Annotated in this window: 21 protein-coding genes; 11 read left to right on the top strand and 10 right to left on the bottom strand. The window is 38.7% G+C overall.

The features are described 5' to 3' along the window. The first annotated feature begins 378 nt into the window (after positions 1 to 378). Positions 379 to 744 carry a translation initiation factor gene (locus ACE1CA_RS24060; RefSeq protein ID WP_413280858.1) on the top strand — a complete coding sequence of 122 codons (366 nt, stop codon included), beginning with the start codon at positions 379 to 381 and terminating at the stop codon, positions 742 to 744. On the opposite strand, the gene ACE1CA_RS24055 is transcribed toward ACE1CA_RS24060, so the two are convergent. From ACE1CA_RS24055 to ACE1CA_RS24045, 3 genes are all read right to left on the bottom strand, one after another. Continuing rightward, positions 741 to 1,142, bottom strand: a complete 402-nt coding sequence (locus tag ACE1CA_RS24055; RefSeq protein ID WP_413280859.1) for a hypothetical protein — start codon at positions 1,140 to 1,142, stop codon at positions 741 to 743. The genes ACE1CA_RS24060 and ACE1CA_RS24055 overlap by 4 nt on opposite strands. Before the next feature lie 173 nt (positions 1,143 to 1,315). Then, positions 1,316 to 3,169 carry a CheR family methyltransferase gene (locus tag ACE1CA_RS24050; protein ID WP_413280860.1) on the bottom strand — a complete coding sequence of 618 codons (1,854 nt, stop codon included), beginning with the start codon at positions 3,167 to 3,169 and terminating at the stop codon, positions 1,316 to 1,318. Further along, positions 3,166 to 3,789 carry a chemotaxis protein CheB gene (locus ACE1CA_RS24045; protein WP_413280861.1) on the bottom strand — a complete coding sequence of 208 codons (624 nt, stop codon included), beginning with the start codon at positions 3,787 to 3,789 and terminating at the stop codon, positions 3,166 to 3,168. The genes ACE1CA_RS24050 and ACE1CA_RS24045 overlap by 4 nt, the downstream gene beginning before the upstream one ends. 356 nt (positions 3,790 to 4,145) lie before the next feature. Between ACE1CA_RS24045 and ACE1CA_RS24040 the strand changes: the two genes are divergently transcribed. From ACE1CA_RS24040 to ACE1CA_RS24030, 3 genes are all read left to right on the top strand, one after another. Then, positions 4,146 to 5,198, top strand: coding sequence for a chemotaxis protein CheB (locus ACE1CA_RS24040; RefSeq protein WP_486517507.1), 1,053 nt, complete (start codon positions 4,146 to 4,148; stop codon positions 5,196 to 5,198). Positions 5,199 to 5,466: 268 nt separating this feature from the next. Then, on the top strand, positions 5,467 to 7,194 hold the full coding sequence (locus ACE1CA_RS24035) for a sensor histidine kinase (protein ID WP_413280863.1): 1,728 nt from the start codon (positions 5,467 to 5,469) through the stop codon (positions 7,192 to 7,194). 152 nt (positions 7,195 to 7,346) lie between these two features. Then, a complete protein-coding gene (locus tag ACE1CA_RS24030) occupies positions 7,347 to 7,664 on the top strand; it encodes a hypothetical protein (protein WP_413280864.1) in 318 nt (105 codons plus the stop codon). A gap of 123 nt (positions 7,665 to 7,787) precedes the next feature. Here the strand turns inward: ACE1CA_RS24030 and ACE1CA_RS24025 are convergent, their stop codons facing one another. Then, positions 7,788 to 8,174: a rhodanese-like domain-containing protein gene (locus ACE1CA_RS24025; RefSeq protein WP_413280865.1), complete on the bottom strand. Its 387-nt coding sequence runs from the start codon at positions 8,172 to 8,174 to the stop codon at positions 7,788 to 7,790. 344 nt (positions 8,175 to 8,518) lie between these two features. Then, positions 8,519 to 8,950: a rhodanese-like domain-containing protein gene (locus tag ACE1CA_RS24020; RefSeq protein ID WP_459563703.1), complete on the bottom strand. Its 432-nt coding sequence runs from the start codon at positions 8,948 to 8,950 to the stop codon at positions 8,519 to 8,521. Between the two features lie 431 nt (positions 8,951 to 9,381). Between ACE1CA_RS24020 and mutL the strand changes: the two genes are divergently transcribed. The 3 genes from mutL (at position 9,382) to ACE1CA_RS24005 (ending at position 12,749) form a co-directional block, all read left to right on the top strand. Continuing rightward, complete coding sequence (mutL, locus tag ACE1CA_RS24015) at positions 9,382 to 11,088, top strand: DNA mismatch repair endonuclease MutL (protein WP_413280867.1); 1,707 nt, start codon at positions 9,382 to 9,384, stop codon at positions 11,086 to 11,088. 23 nt (positions 11,089 to 11,111) lie between these two features. Continuing rightward, positions 11,112 to 12,182: a pentapeptide repeat-containing protein gene (locus ACE1CA_RS24010; RefSeq protein ID WP_413280868.1), complete on the top strand. Its 1,071-nt coding sequence runs from the start codon at positions 11,112 to 11,114 to the stop codon at positions 12,180 to 12,182. Between the two features lie 153 nt (positions 12,183 to 12,335). Continuing rightward, positions 12,336 to 12,749, top strand: a complete 414-nt coding sequence (locus tag ACE1CA_RS24005; protein WP_413280869.1) for a hypothetical protein — start codon at positions 12,336 to 12,338, stop codon at positions 12,747 to 12,749. Positions 12,750 to 12,901: 152 nt separating this feature from the next. Here the strand turns inward: ACE1CA_RS24005 and ACE1CA_RS24000 are convergent, their stop codons facing one another. After that, positions 12,902 to 13,303: a hypothetical protein gene (locus tag ACE1CA_RS24000; RefSeq protein WP_413280870.1), complete on the bottom strand. Its 402-nt coding sequence runs from the start codon at positions 13,301 to 13,303 to the stop codon at positions 12,902 to 12,904. A gap of 375 nt (positions 13,304 to 13,678) precedes the next feature. Continuing rightward, positions 13,679 to 13,810: a photosystem II reaction center protein PsbN gene (psbN, locus tag ACE1CA_RS23995; RefSeq protein ID WP_193983017.1), complete on the bottom strand. Its 132-nt coding sequence runs from the start codon at positions 13,808 to 13,810 to the stop codon at positions 13,679 to 13,681. Positions 13,811 to 13,956: 146 nt separating this feature from the next. On the opposite strand from psbN, the gene psbH reads away from it, so the two are divergent. From psbH to pth, 3 genes are all read left to right on the top strand, one after another. Continuing rightward, positions 13,957 to 14,160: a photosystem II reaction center phosphoprotein PsbH gene (psbH, locus tag ACE1CA_RS23990; protein WP_413280871.1), complete on the top strand. Its 204-nt coding sequence runs from the start codon at positions 13,957 to 13,959 to the stop codon at positions 14,158 to 14,160. Between the two features lie 121 nt (positions 14,161 to 14,281). After that, the gene (locus ACE1CA_RS23985; RefSeq protein ID WP_413280872.1) at positions 14,282 to 14,539 is read left to right on the top strand and encodes a TatA/E family twin arginine-targeting protein translocase; all 258 of its coding nucleotides are present in this window, start codon (positions 14,282 to 14,284) and stop codon (positions 14,537 to 14,539) included. Positions 14,540 to 14,553: 14 nt separating this feature from the next. After that, on the top strand, positions 14,554 to 15,195 hold the full coding sequence (gene pth / locus ACE1CA_RS23980; protein WP_413280873.1) for an aminoacyl-tRNA hydrolase: 642 nt from the start codon (positions 14,554 to 14,556) through the stop codon (positions 15,193 to 15,195). Between the two features lie 78 nt (positions 15,196 to 15,273). Here pth and rpsU read toward each other — a convergent pair whose 3' ends face one another. Next, positions 15,274 to 15,453: a 30S ribosomal protein S21 gene (gene rpsU / locus ACE1CA_RS23975; protein WP_073592868.1), complete on the bottom strand. Its 180-nt coding sequence runs from the start codon at positions 15,451 to 15,453 to the stop codon at positions 15,274 to 15,276. 277 nt (positions 15,454 to 15,730) lie between these two features. Continuing rightward, entirely contained in the window at positions 15,731 to 17,017 is a 1,287-nt protein-coding gene (locus ACE1CA_RS23970) for a hypothetical protein (protein WP_413280874.1), read from the bottom strand. A gap of 618 nt (positions 17,018 to 17,635) precedes the next feature. Between ACE1CA_RS23970 and ACE1CA_RS23965 the strand changes: the two genes are divergently transcribed. Further along, on the top strand, positions 17,636 to 18,997 hold the full coding sequence (locus ACE1CA_RS23965) for a UDP-N-acetylmuramoyl-tripeptide--D-alanyl-D-alanine ligase (protein WP_413280875.1): 1,362 nt from the start codon (positions 17,636 to 17,638) through the stop codon (positions 18,995 to 18,997). A gap of 511 nt (positions 18,998 to 19,508) precedes the next feature. On the opposite strand, the gene ACE1CA_RS23960 is transcribed toward ACE1CA_RS23965, so the two are convergent. Continuing rightward, positions 19,509 to 19,979, bottom strand: coding sequence for a hypothetical protein (locus ACE1CA_RS23960; RefSeq protein ID WP_486517506.1), 471 nt, complete (start codon positions 19,977 to 19,979; stop codon positions 19,509 to 19,511). Positions 19,980 to 20,058 lie beyond the last annotated feature (79 nt).

Below are 20,058 nucleotides of genomic sequence, written 5' to 3'. Positions count from 1 at the left end.
TTTTTGAACCGCGAAGACGCGAAGGACACTAAGAAAGAGGAGAAGAAGTTTCTACACTTGATTTAGGATTGCTATATAACTCAAGTTGCTAGTTACAAGTCTGGCTCTTTCTTAGCCCCCCTTAATAAGGGGGGTTGGGGGGATCAAAACCTAGTAATCACAGCCTTAGATCCCCCCTAACCCCCCTTACTAAAGGGGGGAACTCCGAAAGAATTGATAACTAGCAACTTGCGTTATATAATTAATAAAATCTCTGGCAAAAGACCAATAATATCTAAAATTCATCTGCGTTTATCTGCGTTCATCTGCGGTTAAAAATTAAAGATTGCGCTATTTGCCAGAAATCTAATTCTTCATTATCTCTCAGGTAGTATTTTTATGTCAGCTGCTAAACGTAAAAATTCCGATTCTCAACCCACTGAAAATCGCGTTGTTTATTCTGAATTTGGCAACCAAACTAATTCTGCTGCTTTTGAAAGGGCAATTCAAGAATTACCACCAAATCAACAAGATTTACGAGTGCAAGCTTCCAGTAAAGGACGTAAAGGAAAAACTGTGACAGTAATTACTGGTTTTCAAGCGAAACCGGAAACTTTGGCAGATTTACTTAAAACATTAAAAACTCAATGTGGTGCAGGGGGAACGGTTAAGGAAAATTCGATCGAAATTCAAGGCGAACACAAACAAAAACTTCTGGAAATCCTCAAAAGCATGGGTTACAAAGTCAAAATTAGTGGTGGCTAAAATTGTTCGTCATTTTTGAATTTGTCAGCGTGACTTTGCGATCGATCTAAAGTATCTTTGGATAGTTTAATGAATTCCCTAGTAGCTTGAATGTGTTCTATTGTTGCTTGAATGTGTTCTGCGGTTGCTTTAACGTGCTCTTCGGTGGCATCATTTGAATGTGCTACTGATGATTTAGCATGATTGCTGGCTACCTTTCCGTGTTGATAAGCTACTTTGGCTTTTTGCTGAATTAACTTTCCTTTTTGTTCAATAAATTTACCCTGTTCTTGCTCTTCAATGGAACTAGCGTTTTCTTGAATTGATTTTCCTTGCGCTTCCACTGCTTCGCCGTGTTGGAAACTTTGCTCAGCGTGTTTTTCAATTAAATTAGCAATATATTGCTGTTCTTCAGACATAGTTTTAGTTTGGTAAGTAATTGTTTTCGCCCCTCCGACTAAAGTCGGAGCTATACAAACAAAACCTGCGAAGGCAGGTTTAAAGTCCGCGTAGGCGGACTTAGTTTGTGTAGTCGCGATTTTAATCGCCAGAGTCTTTTCAAATATCCTCTTAATTTTTTAATCTGCCTTACTTAATCCTGCCTTTCATCTATCAATAGAATGACTCCTTCAGGTCGATTTTCTACGATTAAAGATGTACAAATTACCCGACAACGGATATTTTTTCCACGACGGTTTACCGCATCGACAACAGTTGTTTGTTCTTCACTATTTCCAGTTTGACAGGCGCGAATTAATCCCCGCAATTGCTCAACTGGTAAACCAATATCTAAGTCAAAAAAGAAACGTTCTACAGTTTCTTCAGCACGTAAACCCCATAATTCTTCGGCTCTCCCGTTCCAAAGTTGTACGCTGAGTCTATTATCTAACACTATCATGCCAACGCGCAAACTAGTCAGTATTGATTCCATAAATATGGTGACTCGGTTGAGTTCTTCGGTACGTTGGCGGAGTTCGTCGTTGGTTGTTTGTAATTCTTCGTTTGCTGATTGGAGTTCTTCGTTCATTGTCTCCAATTCTTCATTAGTACTTTGCAGTTCTTCGTTGGTTGTTTCTAACTCTTCGTTGGTACTTTGTAATTCTTCGTTGGTTGTTTCTAATTCTTCATTTGTACTTTGTAATTCTTCGTAAGCGGTTTCTAATTCTTGGGTGGAACGCTGTAATTCTCGCTCTAATTCGTTGTAGCGAGTGATGTCTTGAAAAACGATCGTTACCCCTAGTGCATCAGCAGAGTTATCTAATAAAGGAACTACTTGAATTTCTAAATATATAACGCTGTCTTCGCTGCGAATTAATTCTACTTCTGGTATGGTAACTGAACGTCGTTCGGTGTATGCTTGTTGAATGCGCGATCGCAATTCCACCGGACGATATGATAACTCTAAATCCTGTAACGGACGACCAAAATCTTGCGTACTTAAATTAAATAATACTCTAGCTTGACGATTAGCTAATACTATATTACCCTGAATATCTACTACTATTTGAGCAATTGGTAAAAATTCAAAAGCTTCGTCTTTTAATCGCATACTTCCTACTAATTGATTGCTGGCTTCGGTGTTACCAGATTCTGCCATAATTAATAATCGATCGCGTAAACTAATCCTTGGTACTCTGGAAAAAATGCGATATTTCAAGTTCCCAGGTTGGAAAAGATTAGCGTGTGTTAATAACATCTCTGCTTTGCCAACAAACAAAAACCCAGTATCATTTAAAGCAAAGTGAAACCTTGCTAAAATTCTGGCTTGAATATCTGCATTAAAGTACATCAAAGTGTTGCGACATACCAATAAATCTAAGCGGGAAATTGGCGCATCATGAACTAAGTCATGGCGACCAAAAATTACACACCGTCTTAAGTCAGTGCGAAAAACATAGTTATTTCCCGAAACTTCAAAGTATTTTTTCCGCAGTTCTTGTGGTACAGCTTCTAAAGCTTTTGCAGTGTAACTTGCTTGACGACCTTGTACTAAAGCTTCTTCATCTAAATCTGTTGCATATATTTTTACCTGATTTCTAAAAGCTTCTGCTCCTAAAGCTTCTGTGAGTAAAATAGCAATGGTATAAGCTTCTTCTCCCGATGCACAACCAGCACTCCAAACTCGAATCGGTTCGTTGTTTGGTTTAGATTCCAGAATTCGGGGAATGATTTCTGTTGCTAAAACTTCCCAAGCACTTGCATCCCGGAAAAAGTTGGTAACGTTAAGCAGTAAGGTATCGAAAAGTATATTTAGTTCTCCTGGATGTACTTGTAAATAATCTAAATAATCATTGAAACTTTCCACCCCTACTCGTTGAATGCGCTTTCGTACTAAACGCATTAAACTAGGGCGTTTATATCCTGTGAAATCAAACCCCCGATTACGTTTTAAATACTGTAATAATGCTTCAAATTCTGGGTCTTGCTCTGGTGTGGTTTTGTTCATTCGATCGCTCCTTTATATACTAAGTTAACGATCGCCTCTGCTATTTTGTCAATTGGCAAAATAAAGTCAACACATCCTGTGGCAATTGCTGCTCTAGGCATCCCAAACACTCCTGATGTTGCTTCATCCTGAGCAATTACTATTCCCCCCATTTTCTTAATTGCTTTCACTCCTTCCGCTCCATCTGTATCTGCACCTGTTAATATTATCGCGATCGACTTTTCTTGATAATTTTCTGCTACTGATTTTAATAATACATCCGCTGAGGGACGCACAAAGTTTTCTTTTTCCGTTTGAGTTAAAGAAATCTCTCTTTCAGCATTAACTAATAAATGATAATTTGGCGGCGCAATATAAACTATAGCATTCTTAATTTTCTCTCCCATTTCTGCTTCTTTAACTGTTAATAAGCTCTGAAACCCAAAAATTACTGGAAAATAGCTTTTGTAGCCACTAGCTAGATGTTTTACTATTAAAATTGGAACGGGTAAATCCTTCGGTAAATTCTTCAAAATGTTGATTATAGCATTAGTCCCATCTGAAGATGCCGCTATTACTACAATTTCAAAAAATAGCGCTTGAGGTTGATTTTCTTGATTAATTTCCTTGATTATTTTCATTTAAGGAGTTAACTGTTACTTAGTTCTAAATTTTTTGTAACCGTAATTATGGATTTAACAAATTTTACTTTTCCTCAACCAGTAACCTACAATCTTTACAATCAATTTAGGTAGTAAATGCTACAAAAAGTTAAGTAACGAGGAAAAGAAAAGATACTTACAATTAAACCATAACTATAAAATTTTCAAAAAAAAAAAAAGAATTTATACATTAAAATATTAAGTGATAAAACAAATCAATTATGTAAAATTTTTATATGAATTTTTATAAAGTTTAATGTAAATACTAAATTATTTATCTTATCCTATTTGACATAATACAGGGTAAAAATCCCGATTAATTAAAATAAAAATAAATGCTAGGACATGACATTATAGTTATTGGAGCTTCGGCAGGTGGTGTAGAAGCAGCAACTCAATTAGTTCGCAGCTTACCAGCAGATATTCCAGCAGCAATTTTTGTAGTTATTCATATTGCGGCTCACAGTAAAAGCGTTTTGCCACAAATTCTCCAACGTCGCGGTCATCTACCTGCAATTCATCCCAAAGACGGAGAGAAAATTTTACATGGAAAAGTCTATGTTGCGCCTCCAGACTTACATTTATTAATTAAACCAGGATATATTAATTTAGCTCATGGGCCGAAAGAAAACCGACACCGCCCAGCCGTCGATCCGCTATTTCGTTCGGCAGCACAAGCATATACTAATAGAGTAGTAGGGGTAATATTGTCTGGTTCCTTGGATGATGGGACAGCAGGTTTGTTGGTAGTAAAAAAACTGGGTGGAATAGCGATCGCGCAAGATCCAGAAGAAGCGCTTTATGATGGAATGCCTGGAAGTGCGATCGAAAATGTCGAAGTAGATTATGTATTATCGATCGCTGAAATTAGCAAAAAATTAGTTGATTTAGCTGGCGAATCAGTAGAAATACAAAACCACTCAGTCGATCCTGACTTAGAAATAGAAACTGATATGGCAGAGTTAGATAAGGAAGCTGTACAAAGCCAAGAACGTCCCGGAAGGGAATCTCCTTATTCTTGTCCAGAATGCGGTGGCGTTTTGTGGGAAATCAATAACGGCAACTTTATGCGGTTTCGCTGTCGCACCGGACACGCTTTTTCCCCAGACAGTTTGTTCGCCGAACAATCAGACGCATTGGAACAAGCACTTTGGGTAGCATTGCGGGCACTAAAAGAGCAATCAGGTTTATCAAGAAAACTCGCACAACGAGCTAAAGAGCAAAACCATTCGATCGTAGCCAATCGTTTTGCAGAACGAGCACAGGAAGCAGACGCAAGAGCCGATGTCATCCGTCGAGTGCTCGTAGAAGGCGAAAATCAACTCCTGAATATTGATAATTTGGAAGCAACCGCCGAAAATAATGATTTAGAAACCGATATGGGTTAATTTCTTTTTAAACTGAGTTAATTAACTTTTTTAGCGTTGGCGATCGCTACGAAAAAAAGAAATTAAAATGTTTTAATCTATGCCTTAAGATAGAAGAAACCATGTCTAAATTAATGATAGGAAAACACTACCGAGAAATTTATAAATTAATTCCAATGATTCGGAAAATTACCGCATCATTTAATTAAGATAGTTTTGTGACCAATAATCCAGCAAGTTTTTTTCAGGCATTCTACTATCTCATTTAACAAAAGATTTAAAATAGATCATGGAAGATATCTTTGATACTCAGCTGGAAGCCGCAATTCAAAAACTAGAGGAACTTTGGCAAAAAACGGAACAGCTTCCTAGCAAAAGCAACCCAGCTTGGCAGGTATTTGCCGAAGAAACAAGTTTTCAAACCGAAAAGTTATTGCTGAAGGAAAGTTTGCATGAACTTGGTAATACTTTACAAGAATTGCAGTGTACATTGGAGGAAATGCACCTGAAAAATGACCAGTTAGCTGTCAACCAAATGTTGTTGGAAGGGGAACGCCAGAGATATCAAGATTTGTTTGATTTTACCCCTCATGCTTACTTAGTAACAGATGTTGCCGCAGTAATTACGGAAGCTAATCAAGCCGCAGCAAAGTTATTGGGGGTGAGGTGCGATCGATTAATCGGCAAACCGTTAATCGTATTCTTATCAGAAGTAGAACGGCGCAACTTTCACAATAAATTAATTAAGTTACAAAGCAACAAAACAACTCAAGAATGGGAATTAGAAATTCAACCGAGAAATAAACAACCATTACCAGCCGCTTGTATTGGTGTACCCATACTAAACTCTTACAGTCACGTAATTGGATTGCGTTGGCAACTTCAAGATATTTCCCAACGCAAACAAGCCGAAGAAATGGAAAAACAGTGGCGAATGCTCGATCGAATTCTCAGCGCTTCGCCCGCTAAAATTTGCTTAATTGACGAAACTGGAAAATACCTCTATGCCAGTCCAGCCGCTGCCAAAATTTTTGGTTTAGCAGCAACAGAAATAGTTGGGAAAACAATTCAAAATTTAGGGTTTTCTCCAGAAATAGTCGAAAAGTTTGACAGACAAATAGAAACAGTTGCATCAACAAAAGTCAGCATTACAGATGAATTCACTTTGTATGGAATTAACGGAGTAGCTGATTACGAATATACGATCGCTCCGTTAGCAGATGATTCCCTAATAGAAGGTAATGCAGTTGTAGTTACTTTCAGAGACATTAGTAAACATAAGCAAATAGCCTTAGAGATTAACAAAGCACTGACTAAACAAAAACAACTTCATGTAATGAAAGCGCGGTTAATCTCCATAGTTTCCCAAGAAATTCGCACACCTTTAGCGAACATTTACGCTTCCGCCGAAATTTTGACAAACTATTCGCAAAACTGGAGTCAAGAAAAAAGAAATAAACAACTGCAAAACTTACAAAAAAGCGTTAAGTATATTAACCAGTTGTTCGATGATTTGATGCTAATCAGTGAAGCAGAAGTGGGAAAATTACAAGTTAACCCATCCATACTAAATATAGAACAATTCTGCCAAAAACTGATCGCCCAAACGCCATTTTGTGAAGAGAAAACACCCACAATTAATTTCTCTGTCAACTGCGAGTATAGTAACGTCTGCTTGGACAAAAAGTTACTGCGGTATATTTTGGTAAATCTCCTCTCTAACGCTATTAACTATTCTCCTGACAGTAGCGAAATCCAATTTGATTTAATTACTGAAGGTAAAGGATTAATTCTCCGCATCAAAGATTCCGGTATTGGTATTCCCGCAGGCGATCGATCTCATATTTTCGAGTGGTTTTATCGAGGTAGCAATGTTGGTAATGTAGAAGGAATTGGACTAGGTTTATCCGTTGTTAAACAGTGTGTGGAATTACACAAAGGCAAAATAGCAGTAGAAAGTGAAGTAGGAATTGGAACAACTGTTACTGTAACTTTGCCAATGTATTATGCACGTTAAAGTATCTGTAGGGGAAATTCATGAATTTCCCCTACAGTAGTAATTCATAAATTTCCCCTACTTTCTGTCTGTAGAAAGAGCTAAAACTCTTTTATTTAGGGACTTAAGATAGATTTACCAAATCAAAATGATTGTTAAATATATAGGTATAGATGAATGAGTCAACTACAGTGAAAACAAGCAAAACATTGGGGTGCAAGCTACTCGTTAATCATAAGAACTTTCTTAAACGTCAAGGAGCGAGAGCTATAGCAATGATTAAATCAACTCCTGTTACTACTTATCACGCAATTCCCATTTATCTTAGGCCGTTTAAAAGAAAAAGCGAAATGTGGCTGCAATGGAAATATGAAGGGATTCAATATGGTGTTAGAGTGAGCAACATGGGACAATCACTTTATAATGCCAAACAAATGATTGATGCTATGTTGGAATTAGAAGCTAAAAGTTATAGAGCTATGGGTTTTTAGACTCAGCAATTCAAAATTTAAGATTCAAAATTTAAATGCTGTAAATCAAATCAAAAGCCCGGTGTTTACCGGGCTTAAAAGTTTTTTGATGTTTCCTAGAGAAATTATTGCTATTGGGAATTTTTATAGGTAGAAGCTGCCGGGAAAGGGAATGGCTTCGATCGGATATCCTACAGCTTTCCATGCGGGTAAGCCACCTCTAATTTGCGAGACGTTTACATATCCGGCTGCACGCAGTTTGCCTGCGGCGATCGCGCTTTCCTCGTCAGTCTCACCATATATATAGATGTCGCGGTTGAGTTCTAAGCTGGCGAGGGCGCGTTCTACTAGTTGGTGCAAAGGCATGGGAACAGCACCTAAAATGTGGCTGCTATTGAACTGGTTGCGATCGCGCACGTCAATAATCGTTAAAGCTGGTTCTCCCCAGTCAAGGCGAGCTTTTAAATCATATACCAAACATTGCTCCCGTAACGGTGTCGGATTGGGAATCAAATCCAAAATTCGGCTCATAGCGTATTACATCTTCATTGACAATACTTGCAATGTAACAACATATTTCTGATATTGCAAATTTTTATAGCAAAAGTATTTACATAAGTAAGATTTCGTGCTTTTGTATCTAACTTGGCAAAAAATGAAGTGAAGAGGGCTACCAACTATTAGCGGGACAAATCTGTTCCCTTCCCTCAGATCTTGCACTCTAGGAGGTAGAACCTCCTAGATCCTCGTTCCCAGGTTCAACCTGGGAACGAGGAACCCCTCCCCTTAATCCCCTCCCCGTTTACGGCAGGAGGGTAGACAAAGCGTAGCTTTGGCGGGGGTGGGGTTCTCACTAGTTTCTTAAAACTAAATAATTACTGGTTGGCTGACTCAGAGAGGCGGCTAATTACGTTGTAGTCACCTGCACTTGGAGGAGACATCGATTCAACCACGCCTTCGGTTGGGCCACCGATCGCTTTCCAAGCTTCTAAACCGCCTTTGAGTTCGGAGACGTTGGCAAAGCCAGAGTTGCGAAGTTGACTGGCAGCTTCAGAGGTTCGATCGTCGCTGTCAGCGTAAATGTAAATATCGCGGTTGAGTGCTAAAGAAGGAGAAGGTTCAATACCTTGGGACAATTGTTCCATCGGCATGGGCATAGCTCCCATGATATGACCGTTGTTGAAACTTTCGCGATCGCGCACGTCCAAAATAGTAAATGCTGGTTCGCCCCATTCTAAACGAGATTTCAGATCGTTAGCCGAAGACTGAGCTTTCATTCCAGCGGGAGTAGGAGTAATGTTAGGCATTTTTTCTTTAGCATTTAAAATTGCTTCAGAAACTTTGTCACCAGAGTATTTAATATCATCAGACAGCTTTTCTTTAACGGTTTCTTGCGCGTCGTGCATCTTGTCTGACAAATTTTCCAGGTTATTTTCCATGTTTATTTCCTCAACTACATCTGTTAAAAATTTAGCTAAGTGTCTTGCTGAATTAATCTTTCTTCAGGGAGATCGATACAACGATCGTTCTTTAGGTAGAGCTTGCAGATTTTCGATTTTAGATTTACTTTGCTTTTGAGAGCCTACTTTTAATTAGCCAATGCTTTTATACTTAATTAATTAACAACGCTTTTAATAAAACTCTATATTGCTTTTTGTTGTAAGATAGTCTACTCACCCTGATTATCACCGATTTACTCAGCAATAGATTAATCTTATTTTCGCTTAAATTTTATTTTATGGCATCTTCCCCTATTCAAAGTTTACCTAAAGAAGTTGTAAATTTAATTGCTGCTGGCGAAGTTATTGATTCTTTAGCCGCAGTTGTACGGGAATTAGTAGAAAATTCTTTAGATGCAGGTGCAACAAGAATTGTCATATCTGTTTGGGCAGAACTTTGGCGAGTCCGAGTAGCGGATAATGGTTGTGGGATGAATTTAGATAATTTGCGTTTAGCAGCAACCGCCCATAGCACTAGTAAAATTCATGATTATGATGATTTATGGAAGATTACTACTTTAGGTTTTCGGGGAGAAGCTTTACACAGTTTGGCGCAATTATCAGAATTAGAAATTGCTAGTCGATCGCTCAACAATCCTGAAGGATGGCGCATTTTATATGATAATTCAGGAGAACCTGTAATCGAAGAAGCGATCGCTATTGCGCCCGGAACCATAGTCACTGTTTCTAATTTATTCGGTAATTGGCCTGTGCGTCGTCAAGGTTTACCAACTCCTGCTCAACAAATGCGATCGCTACAAGCAACAATTCACCAAATTGCTATCTGTCATCCCCACATTACTTGGCAAGTCGAACAAAGCGATCGACCCTGGTTTACCATTAGTCCCGGAACCACTGCACAAGACATTTTACCCCAAATTATCCGCGATTTAAAATTAGGAGACTTGCAACATTTAAAAGTAGAATTATTAGCAGAATTGGAAAAATTGACACCAGGAGAAATTAGCCAAGCTGAATATTTAGAATTAGTTTTAGGTTTACCAGATAGATGTCACCGTCGCCGTCCAGATTGGGTGAAAGTGGCAACTAATGGCAGAATTATTAAATCCTCAGAATTAGAACAAACTATTTTCACAGCTTTTGCTCGAACTTTACCACGCGATCGCTTTCCTGTCTGTTTCTTACACTTAAAAATTGCCCCCCATCAAATAGATTGGAATCGTCACCCAGCAAAAGCAGAAATTTATTTGCATAGTATTAGTCATTTACAGAAACAGATATTAAGTGCGATCGAACAAGCATTAAATCTTAACCCTAACAATATTTCTGAAACTTCTCATAACCAAAGACTCGGAAAATTACTTACTGCTGCTGAGGAAAAAGCTAGTTATAAGATCGATCGAACCATCCAACCACAAACAACAAAAAAAAGTGAAATAAACTTAATGGAACTTCGGGCAGTTGCCCAAGTCAATAACACCTACATAGTAGCAGAACATCCCGCCGGATTATGGTTAGTAGAACAACATATTGCTCACGAACGAGTATTATACGAACAAATCTGCGAACATTGGCAAATCATACCCTTAGAACCTCCAGTAATTCTCAATCAACTTTCCCCGCAACAATTGGAACAAATACAACGCATCGGGTTAGAAATAGAGATATTTGGCGAACAAATCTGGGCAATTCGTAGCGCCCCAGCATTACTTTCCCAAAGAGAAGATTGTGCAGATGCCCTAAGAGAATTAAGCTTAGGAGGAGACTTACAAACAGCACAAGTTGCCGTAGCTTGTCGCAGCGCAATTCGCAACGGTACGCCCCTAACTTTACCAGAAATGCAAACATTAATAGAACAATGGCAGCGCACCCGCAATCCCCGCACCTGTCCTCACGGTCGTCCAATTTTTCTATCATTAGAAGAATCAGCTTTAGCGAAATTTTTCCGCCGACATTGGGTAATTGGCAAAAGTCATGGTATTTAATTATTATTCATTGAGTGGTACTTATGAAAAAACACATCGGGAATTTGGTAATTTCTTTAACCTCAATCTTCTTAGCAACTTCCGTACAAGCTGCTAACCCCAATCATGTTAAACAACTATTAACAACTAACAACTGTCCCAATTGCGATTTAACCAAAATAGACTTGCGGGGCGGAAATTTTCCAGGTGCAGATTTGAGTAATGCTAACTTAGCAGGTGCTATGTTAGAAGGAGCTAATTTAAAAAATGCGAACCTCCAAGAAGCACAATTGCAAAATACAGTTCTCAGAAGTGCCTATTTAGAATCAGCTAATTTAAAAAATGCCAAAATGCGTGGAGTAATGATGCGCGATGCTAAATTGCGAGGGGCTAATTTTCGAGGTGCGAGAATGCGCGATGCCAAACTGAGAGGAACCGATTTGCGAGATACTAACTTGATGAATACATTTTTAAAAGATGCGGTACTGCGAGAAGCTGATTTAACAAATGCTAATTTAGGAGCTGCCGATTTATCAGGTGCTAAACTCAATGATGCTGACTTAGAAAATACTAAATTGGAGAGTGCTAACTTAAGTAATGCCGATTTTAGTGCAGCATATTTAGGCGACGCTACTTTAAGAAATGCTAATTTATCCAATGCTAATTTTCAAAAAACAAATTTAGTAACAGCGACTTTAGTGGGAGCTAAACTGCTGCAAACTAACATGAGTAACACTAATTTACAAGGAGCTAATTTAAGTCAAGCAGATTTAACTGGGGCTAACTTTACCAATGCAGATTTAAGCAAAACTATGATGAATATGGTTAATTTAACCGGAGCTAATTTAACCGGAGCTAAATTAATAAATGCTTATATTTATAACGGTAATTTATCTGGAGCCAATTTAAGTAATTCTGATTTAACTAGTGCAAACTTAGAAGGTGCTAATTTGAAAAATGCGAATCTTCAAAATGCTAATTTGACTTTAGCTATTTTGCGTTGGGCTAATTTTGCTCAAGCAAATTTGTTTGGGGCAGTTCTCAATGATGCCGATTTACGCGATACTAATCTCAATGATGCTAAAATGGTTTCAGAGTTGTTAGGTCACTATTAAGCTATTACAAAATAAACTTTTTTGTTACTATTGTCCACTAGTCTAAAGGATGATTCAGAAGCGATCGCAACTTCTCACCCTAGACAGTTACTCCCCAAATAAACCATCAATTACCCTGAAATTATCAGAGGTTTATTTTGAGGAAGTTAGATTATGAATGAGCAAGATAAAACACCACACTTTACTACTGATACATCCGATCGCGTCCAGTCCAATAACTACGATCCCCATATAACTCCCGCAGAAACCGCAGCGCGGCAAGAAAGAGAAGGCGATACTTTCAAAACTACGCCCAGCAAAGGACGGGAAGCAGAAGCTGGAACTAACGACCAAACAGATTCCGGTAGCATTAATACTACCAGTGGATATACCGTCGATCAAGAAGGTTTGATTAATAATTATGCGATCGAACCAGAAATGTACATCAACGAACCCGGAGATTTAAGAGAGAAAGAAGCAGAACTAACCGCAGAACGCGCTCAAGAAATCCAAAACTTAAGCGAAGACGAACAAGGCAAATTAACAATGGAAGATGACCTGCGGCATCGTGGACAAGGTATTCTCTAAAATTTTTTCCACCAAAAAACATAAAAGCGTTGCCATTACTTTCTAATGTGCAACGCTTTTTTTACTTAATGGTATGTTCGCTTGTAGAAACAAGTTACTTTTAGGTTAGCCTAAATAGTTTTAGTTAATGCTTCTCAAGCTACATCAACTACTTAATAACCATAACCACAAGAGGAGCGGTAGTGCTTATAGTAGTAGGGTTTGTAGCAAACTGTTTTGCATTTTGGATAATGGTAGTAGTAGTGTCTGTAGTGTTTCTTGTAGTAGTACACTACTTTCTTGAAGATAATCTTCTTGAACACTACCTTCTTATAAAGCTTGTAGTGGGGATAGTAACCGTAGTGATGATGCGAGCCAGCTTGAGCAGCGGTGGGGTTAGCCATAACGCTGAAAGCAACAGAAAGAGGCAGAAGTCCCAACAGAGCTAAGCTAGAGAGTCTTTTAACGTTGATGAGGCCATCAAATAAATAGGCATCATCTTCTCCGAAAACTGGCTCAACGGGAGCAATCTCCTCACAAGTGGAAGCACAATGTAAATATGCAAGCGTTTCCATGAATATCTGTCTCCTTGTTTGTAGCTAATCTCTGAAGGGCTAATTCAGAGTTCTCAGCCGTAACGAGAGCATTCTATCCTAAAACTCTTTGTTTAAACTAGATATATCTTTGTAAAATTGATTTTTCGTAATAAAAGTTTATTATCTAATCATTCATGTTAAATAAGCTTAATTAAAGACTCATAATTCTTAGCTTATTTAGATTAACTTTTCAATTACTATCTAGCAATAAAACTACTTATTAATGAAAGTCCTCCTTGACTTTACCGTACTTATGGCGATCGGTAAACCTGTTAATTAAACACTGAAAAAATCAGGAATCCCAGTCCCCAATCCCCTTAAACCAGAGTTTTCCACCACAAGTACGAGAGCCATCTAGTCTTCGTGATCTTCAAACGGGTCACTCAGTTGCTTTGCCGGAGGCCCGAAAGCTGTATAGATAGACAAAGCGGTGATAGCAATAATCACCACACCAATAGAAATGCTAAGAACTGTTGCGGGTTCCATATCAAAAATAAATTATGAGTACTATTCCTTTATAATATTACAGAACGTTACGAAAGCGCCAAATTAGCTCATAGTTTAGACGATGGGCGAAAGTTGTCGTTTTTCTTGCCACAGTATAAGTATTTTAGATTCATACTAGGTGACACATGGCACAAAGAACTTGGTTGGGAGATGTACTTAGACCTTTAAACTCGGAGTATGGTAAAGTTGCTCCCGGTTGGGGAACGACCCCAGTAATGGCAGTTTTCATGGTACTGTTCTTCGTTTTTCTGTTGATTATTCTGCAAATCTATAACTCATCGCTGATTCTAGAAAGCTTTAATGTAGATTGGAGAAGTCTTGGTAGGTAATTTTTAGGATCGAGGTGAGATAAATTTTTCAGCTTTCCCGGCTTGACCGGGTTTTTTTGTTCAAGCGGGAACAAAATCAAAGTGTTATAAATTATTTGAGGCAGTTAGAGAGGGTAAAGGTTTGAATATATTTGGGGTTGGATTGCCGGAAATGGCAGTGATTCTAGTAGTGGCGTTATTGGTTTTTGGCCCGAAAAAGTTACCAGAAATCGGTCGCAGCTTTGGTAAAGCGATTCGCGGTTTTCAAGAAGCTTCTAAGGAGTTTGAAACGGAGTTTCAACGAGAAGCTCAACAGTTAGAAGCGGCGATGAAGTCAGCAGCACCAGCTAAGTCTGAGGAAGTGAGTAAGGCTAACTCGGAAACAACGCAAAAAAGTTAAGGTATTTTACATTTATGAGTTCGGCAGCCGATTCACCTACTCTCGTGATTCCACAACTAATTGTTGGTTTAGGAAATCCGGGTACGAAGTATGAACAAACGCGGCATAACATTGGCTTTATGGCGGTGGATGCTTTGGCGCAGCGTTGGCAAATTACTTTGTCGGAAAATCGCAAGTTTCAAGGGTTGTTTGGTGAGGGTTTGGCTGTCTCAACAGGAAAAATCCGGTTACTTAAGCCACTAACTTATATGAATCTTTCTGGACAGTCGATTCGGGCTGTGACGGATTGGTACAAACTGTCTCCAGAGTCGGTGTTGGTGATTTATGATGATATGGATTTACCTTTGGGGAAGATTAGGTTGCGGTTGTCTGGTTCGGCTGGTGGTCATAATGGGATGAAATCAGCGATCGCCCACCTAAACACAGATAAATTCCCCCGCTTGCGAGTCGGTATTGGTAAACCACCAACTCCCACAGAAGACAAAGACCCGATTTCTCACGTTTTAGGACGTTTTTCTAGTAGCGAAACTGGGTTAATGTCGGAAGTTATTCAACTAGTTGCCGACGCAGTAGAACTAAGTTTGAAACAGGGAGTAGAAAAGGCAATGAATCTCTACAATAACCGTCAAATTGTAGCAGAAACTTCCCACTCTTGAGGGAGTTCCAGGGGTTCTAGGGGCAAGAAAACTCTGTACGGGCAATTCATGAATTGCCCCTACTCAAAACTTTTCCTTTTAACGCATTCTTCTTTTCCGCCGTGCTGCGACTGCTTTGCGTTTGCGTTTTTCTAAAGGTGTTTCAAAATGGCGATGATTTTTGACATCAGCCAAGATCCCGGCGCGAGAAACTTGACGCTTAAATCGACGTAGCGCGGACTCTAATCCTTCATTTTCACCTAAGAGGACTTGGGTCATTTTTTCTTCTCCCTGTATTTACGATTGGTACTACTTGGTGCGATCGGTTTGGGTTTTTGCCGAAAATTTAATTAGGTTCACCTGGAGAACTGATAAATCGGCAGGGCAAGATCTCCTGATGCAATCAATTCAGGAACCTGGTTTCGGAGAAAAGCCCGCCAAAACAGAAGCTGATACTCTGCAACAAAGAACAAAGCCTACTACCAAACTTGATTCACGACTAGTACTTTAACATGATTTCTTTAGATATGAAGGAGAGCAGAGTTTACAGCCATGCTCATCTCAATCGACTTAGAAAAGAAAGGTCTACCCCCCCAAAGTGGATGCTCAAGGCAATATTCAAATTTTCTAAACATTGAATCAGCCACATTACTGCATCGCCAATACTTGATTCATAGTGATTAAATAAAATTGAAAACCGCTTTTCTAAGTAAGGTTTAACTTTCCGGCTGATTAATACAAGTTTTAGTAGTAGACCCACTGTTTTGGTAGTGCCTAAATTAGCAATCAAATCAATAAATAGAAAATGTTGGGGTTGTTTATGATTGTTAACTACCAAAAAGTTTAATAAGTTGCTACAGGTTCTAATGATTAAAAATTCACTGACTGGTTGGGAATCATTATGGGGCAGAGTATTTTGGAGATAAGTATATAATTGCTGATTAAACTGACGCTTGCCATAGCTTGGGTCTATAGAAGATGTTAGATAAGCATAGAGGTGTTTTTTAAAGTCTTTATAAGAAGTAGTTTTGTTAGTATGAGTGATGAAACTATGAGCTAAATCATGGTAGCTATAGGCACCTTCAACTTTGCCAACATATTGTTTGACTGCAAAAAATAGTTCTCGATCGTTAAGCAAAGTCGGGTTGTTAATTGTGCGAATAATTTGTTTGGGAGGTTGTTCCGGTCGCAGGCGTGCTATTTGAATTTGTCGCACTTGATGAGTGATGTATTGCGATAATTCAATTTCATAATTTCTTTGTGCTTCGCTTCGCATTCTCCCGATCGCTTGTTGGTCTTCATAAGTGCTATCCTCACTGAGTAAACAATGCTCGTATAAGTAAGGGTAGCGATTAATTAACTGGACTAAGGGTGTGTTTCTGATTTCGATTTTTTGCGCTACTGTTTTACTGACTGCTTGGGATAACCGTTGCAGGGTGGCGTATTGTTCCGTCTTGAGGAAGTTTTTAATTAGTTCCCGCAAGCGTCTAACTGCTTTGTAGCGTAAGGAGCGATCGAGATAAGAAGGCTGAATTTCAAAGCAGCCCATCAGTTGGGGAATTGCCGATCGCTGCTGTGGATGAATTTGCCAACGGTTTATTAAAATATGGCAACATCGATTCAGTACAAATTTAAATTGTGCCTCGGCGTATTTTGAACTGACAATCTCATCCAACGCCTGCATTATTTCTGCTTCAGGATAAGTTCCACCTTCAATGAACAAAAGTTTAAAGCGTTCAATGAGGCGGTTTGGTGGCTCGACTTGTACTAATTTCAGCCAATGTTGGTATAACTTTTGTTCCGCCGGAGAGGACTGGCGTGTATACGGTTCGTAAGTAGTCACTTTTTTTCCCTTTCTTTTCTGAGGGGGCATATCTTTCGAGCAACGACAGTTTTAGTTTCCTGATTACTACTTTTTCGTAAAGTATTAATCTCTCTTAATGAAGATTTTAAAAAGCATTGTGGAAGGGGATGACCTATCAACTAGTCATTTCCTGTTTTCCGAGTGGAAATCATCCGTGCGATCGTTTCACAGTGCCAAATTTTAGCACACTCGGAGTAAAGTAGATGCTTACTGTCATTGCTCCGTAAGTTTAAGTTCCCTTGATTTCCTTCCATAATTTGTTTCGATCCTAGCCAGACTCTATAAAGAGTCCCAGTGATGTAAATCACTCTAAGTTAGGCTGATTGTTCTGTACTGTTTCATAGAGTTCTACCCAGAAATTAATTTACGAATTCTTCACATTTAAAAGGTTTCCAAGTAAAGTCCACTCTGTCAAGGGGTCATTACCCTTTGTGTTTTTTATGACCCGAAAAATATTTCATTACTTAAGATGACATAAACAAAGCACTCTTACCCAGCTTTTTAGTAAAGACATTGAGAAAAAAGCTGGATTTTATTTAAAGATTCTGTTAATTTACGGGCTATGATTCACATTTTAGAGAGGTTTGATTTTTTACCATGCCCTTCTCAATTAGTATATCTCAATTATCTGAGGTTTTAATTACTACACCAAGAGGTTTTGCTGGTTCGGAGAATAGTTACTTAATAAATGGTGTTTCTACAGATACTCGTAGTATTCAGTATGGAGATTTGTTTGTTGCTTTGCGGGGTAGTAATTTTGATGGGCATGAATTTGTACAAACGGCTGTAGATAAGGGTGCTGTGGCGGTGGTGACAGAGAAATACCTGGGTACTCAGCTGGGAAAAGGGATACCACAATTAGTTGTTAAAGATACTTTAGAAGCTTATCAGGCGATCGCTAAATGGTGGCGCAATCAGTTGACTATTCCGGTAATTGCTGTTACAGGTTCATTCGGTAAAACTACTACTAAGGAATTGATCGGGGCGGTATTGGCAACTCAGGGAAAAGTACGAAAAACTCAGGCAAATTATAATAACGAAATTGGCGTACCAAAAACTTTATTGACAGTGAGTTTAGAAGATGATTTTGCGGTGATTGAAATGGCGATGCGGGGGCGGGGGGAGATTAGTTTATTGTCAAAAATAGCACAACCTAGCATCAGTGTAATTACTAATGTAGGAACGGCGCATATCGGAAGGTTGGGTTCTGAGGAAGCGATCGCAGAAGCTAAATGTGAATTATTGGTAGAAATGCCTAAAGATAGTGTGGCGATTTTGAATGCAGATAATCATTTATTAATGGCAACGGCGGAAAGATTGTGGCAAGGAAAAACGGTAACTTACGGTTTGGAAAAGGGGGATTTGCAAGGGAAGTTAATTGATTCGCAAACTATGATGGTGGAGGGAGTAAAATTACCTTTACCTTTATTAGGTCGTCATAATGCTCAAAATTATTTAGCTGCTTTGGCGGTGGCAAAAGTTTTGGGAATTGATTTGACTCAATTTAGTCAAGGTTTGGCGGTACAATTACCGGAAGGTAGGGCGAAACGTTACGATTTACCTAATGATTTAGTGATTTTAGATGAGACTTATAATGCAGGTTTAGAATCAATGGTGGCGGCGTTGGATTTATTAGCCCAAACACCGGGAAAAAGGCATATTGCTGTTTTGGGAACGATGAAGGAATTGGGAGATCGATCGGCACAATTACATTATCAAGTTGGCGAGAAAGTCAAGCAATTAAACTTAGATCGATTGTTGATTTTGGTGGATGAACCAGAAACAGCAGAAATTGCTCATGGTGCGGTGGGTATTCCTTCTGAGTGTTTTACTAATCACCAAGCAATTGTAGATCGATTAAAGGAATTAGTGCAATCGGGCGATCGAATTTTATTTAAAGCTTCCCATTCAGTTGCTTTAGATAAAGTTGTTAATCAGTTTCGAGAAGTAATTAGGTAGTGGGTAGCTGTTCCGCATTTAAATTGGATTGTTTGGAAACAGAAGAAAATTCGTCTAATTCTCTCCCCTGCCCCCCTGCCCCCCTGCTCCCCTGCAATCTTAATAAGTGATTTAAATGCGTAACAGCTTAGTGGGTAGTGGGTAGTGGGTAATTGTTAAAATCAGCTATTCACTACCTGATGAGAAACTGCGATTCTTTTAACTCCTTTAACTATTAGTTTATGTCGGACTTTATCAATTAATCCACTTCCTTTTTTTGTTTAAGGGCAATTTAGGTTCGGTGGCGACTTTGAGTGGAAATACTTAAAATATTTTGTTGGTTCTTTTTCCGAGATTAGTTATTTAGAATTTGCCCGTTCTCTCAAGTTGGGTAATAAGCAAGGTTATCGGTTATCTTTTGGTGAACATTTTCGCTTTGGTTTGCCTTTGACTTTGGTAATTGCTTATTTTTGGATTTATTAGGTTTTTCGTGTGGGGGCGAAGCAGTTTTTAACGCAATTTACCTTCAATTTTAAGAAAATGTACATTGTTTTGCTGCTCTATTAGCATTGGCGCTTCTTCTTAAATGACCATTAGCATCATACATATTATCTTTCATACATTTACTAACTTTTTGTACCATAATTGGGGTAGTCGCTTTTTGGCAAACTGAAGCAACAGCATTGGCATTCATTCTCTCTCTAATTACAGAATTTGATTTGTACATTAAGTCGTTCATACAGTTACTAATGTAGCTACTTTCTGGAGCAGTTGTCGCATTTTGACAAGCGTTACTTGCCGCAGTTTCGCTAATTTCAGAACGGCGAAGGTTTCCGTAATACATTACACGATTCATGCAATGAATTTTGAATTCTGCATTAGTTGCAGCATTGGCGGGTGCAACCACGAAAGTGGTGATGATTAGGGAAAGTACGATCGCTAATCCCACCACTTTCTTCACTAAGCTTTTATCGCCCATGCTTCCCCTAGCCTTTTTACTCATTTCTCGATCTCTACTATTCCTACAAATCTAAATAATTTTATCACGACCTCACACAGATGATTCACTGATATCTCTAGTT

Origin of the sequence: Floridaenema evergladense BLCC-F167 (genome assembly GCF_041929205.2) — a bacterium.
Lineage (GTDB): Bacteria > Cyanobacteriota > Cyanobacteriia > Cyanobacteriales > Aerosakkonemataceae > Floridanema > Floridanema evergladense.
The sequence above is the reverse complement of the archived record's forward strand: the minus strand, read 5'-3'. Positions and strand labels throughout refer to the sequence as shown.

Coding starts and splice junctions, on each gene's coding strand:
- ACE1CA_RS24060 (WP_413280858.1), top strand. CDS start 379: ATGTCAGCTGCTAAACGTAAAAATTCCGATTCTCAACCCACTGAAAAT.
- ACE1CA_RS24055 (WP_413280859.1), bottom strand. CDS start 1,142: ATGTCTGAAGAACAGCAATATATTGCTAATTTAATTGAAAAACACGCT.
- ACE1CA_RS24050 (WP_413280860.1), bottom strand. CDS start 3,169: ATGAACAAAACCACACCAGAGCAAGACCCAGAATTTGAAGCATTATTA.
- ACE1CA_RS24045 (WP_413280861.1), bottom strand. CDS start 3,789: ATGAAAATAATCAAGGAAATTAATCAAGAAAATCAACCTCAAGCGCTA.
- ACE1CA_RS24040 (WP_486517507.1), top strand. CDS start 4,146: ATGCTAGGACATGACATTATAGTTATTGGAGCTTCGGCAGGTGGTGTA.
- ACE1CA_RS24035 (WP_413280863.1), top strand. CDS start 5,467: ATGGAAGATATCTTTGATACTCAGCTGGAAGCCGCAATTCAAAAACTA.
- ACE1CA_RS24030 (WP_413280864.1), top strand. CDS start 7,347: ATGAATGAGTCAACTACAGTGAAAACAAGCAAAACATTGGGGTGCAAG.
- ACE1CA_RS24025 (WP_413280865.1), bottom strand. CDS start 8,174: ATGAGCCGAATTTTGGATTTGATTCCCAATCCGACACCGTTACGGGAG.
- ACE1CA_RS24020 (WP_459563703.1), bottom strand. CDS start 8,950: ATGCCTAACATTACTCCTACTCCCGCTGGAATGAAAGCTCAGTCTTCG.
- mutL (WP_413280867.1), top strand. CDS start 9,382: ATGGCATCTTCCCCTATTCAAAGTTTACCTAAAGAAGTTGTAAATTTA.
- ACE1CA_RS24010 (WP_413280868.1), top strand. CDS start 11,112: ATGAAAAAACACATCGGGAATTTGGTAATTTCTTTAACCTCAATCTTC.
- ACE1CA_RS24005 (WP_413280869.1), top strand. CDS start 12,336: ATGAATGAGCAAGATAAAACACCACACTTTACTACTGATACATCCGAT.
- ACE1CA_RS24000 (WP_413280870.1), bottom strand. CDS start 13,303: ATGGAAACGCTTGCATATTTACATTGTGCTTCCACTTGTGAGGAGATT.
- psbN (WP_193983017.1), bottom strand. CDS start 13,810: ATGGAACCCGCAACAGTTCTTAGCATTTCTATTGGTGTGGTGATTATT.
- psbH (WP_413280871.1), top strand. CDS start 13,957: ATGGCACAAAGAACTTGGTTGGGAGATGTACTTAGACCTTTAAACTCG.
- pth (WP_413280873.1), top strand. CDS start 14,554: ATGAGTTCGGCAGCCGATTCACCTACTCTCGTGATTCCACAACTAATT.
- rpsU (WP_073592868.1), bottom strand. CDS start 15,453: ATGACCCAAGTCCTCTTAGGTGAAAATGAAGGATTAGAGTCCGCGCTA.
- ACE1CA_RS23965 (WP_413280875.1), top strand. CDS start 17,636: ATGCCCTTCTCAATTAGTATATCTCAATTATCTGAGGTTTTAATTACT.
- ACE1CA_RS23960 (WP_486517506.1), bottom strand. CDS start 19,979: ATGAGTAAAAAGGCTAGGGGAAGCATGGGCGATAAAAGCTTAGTGAAG.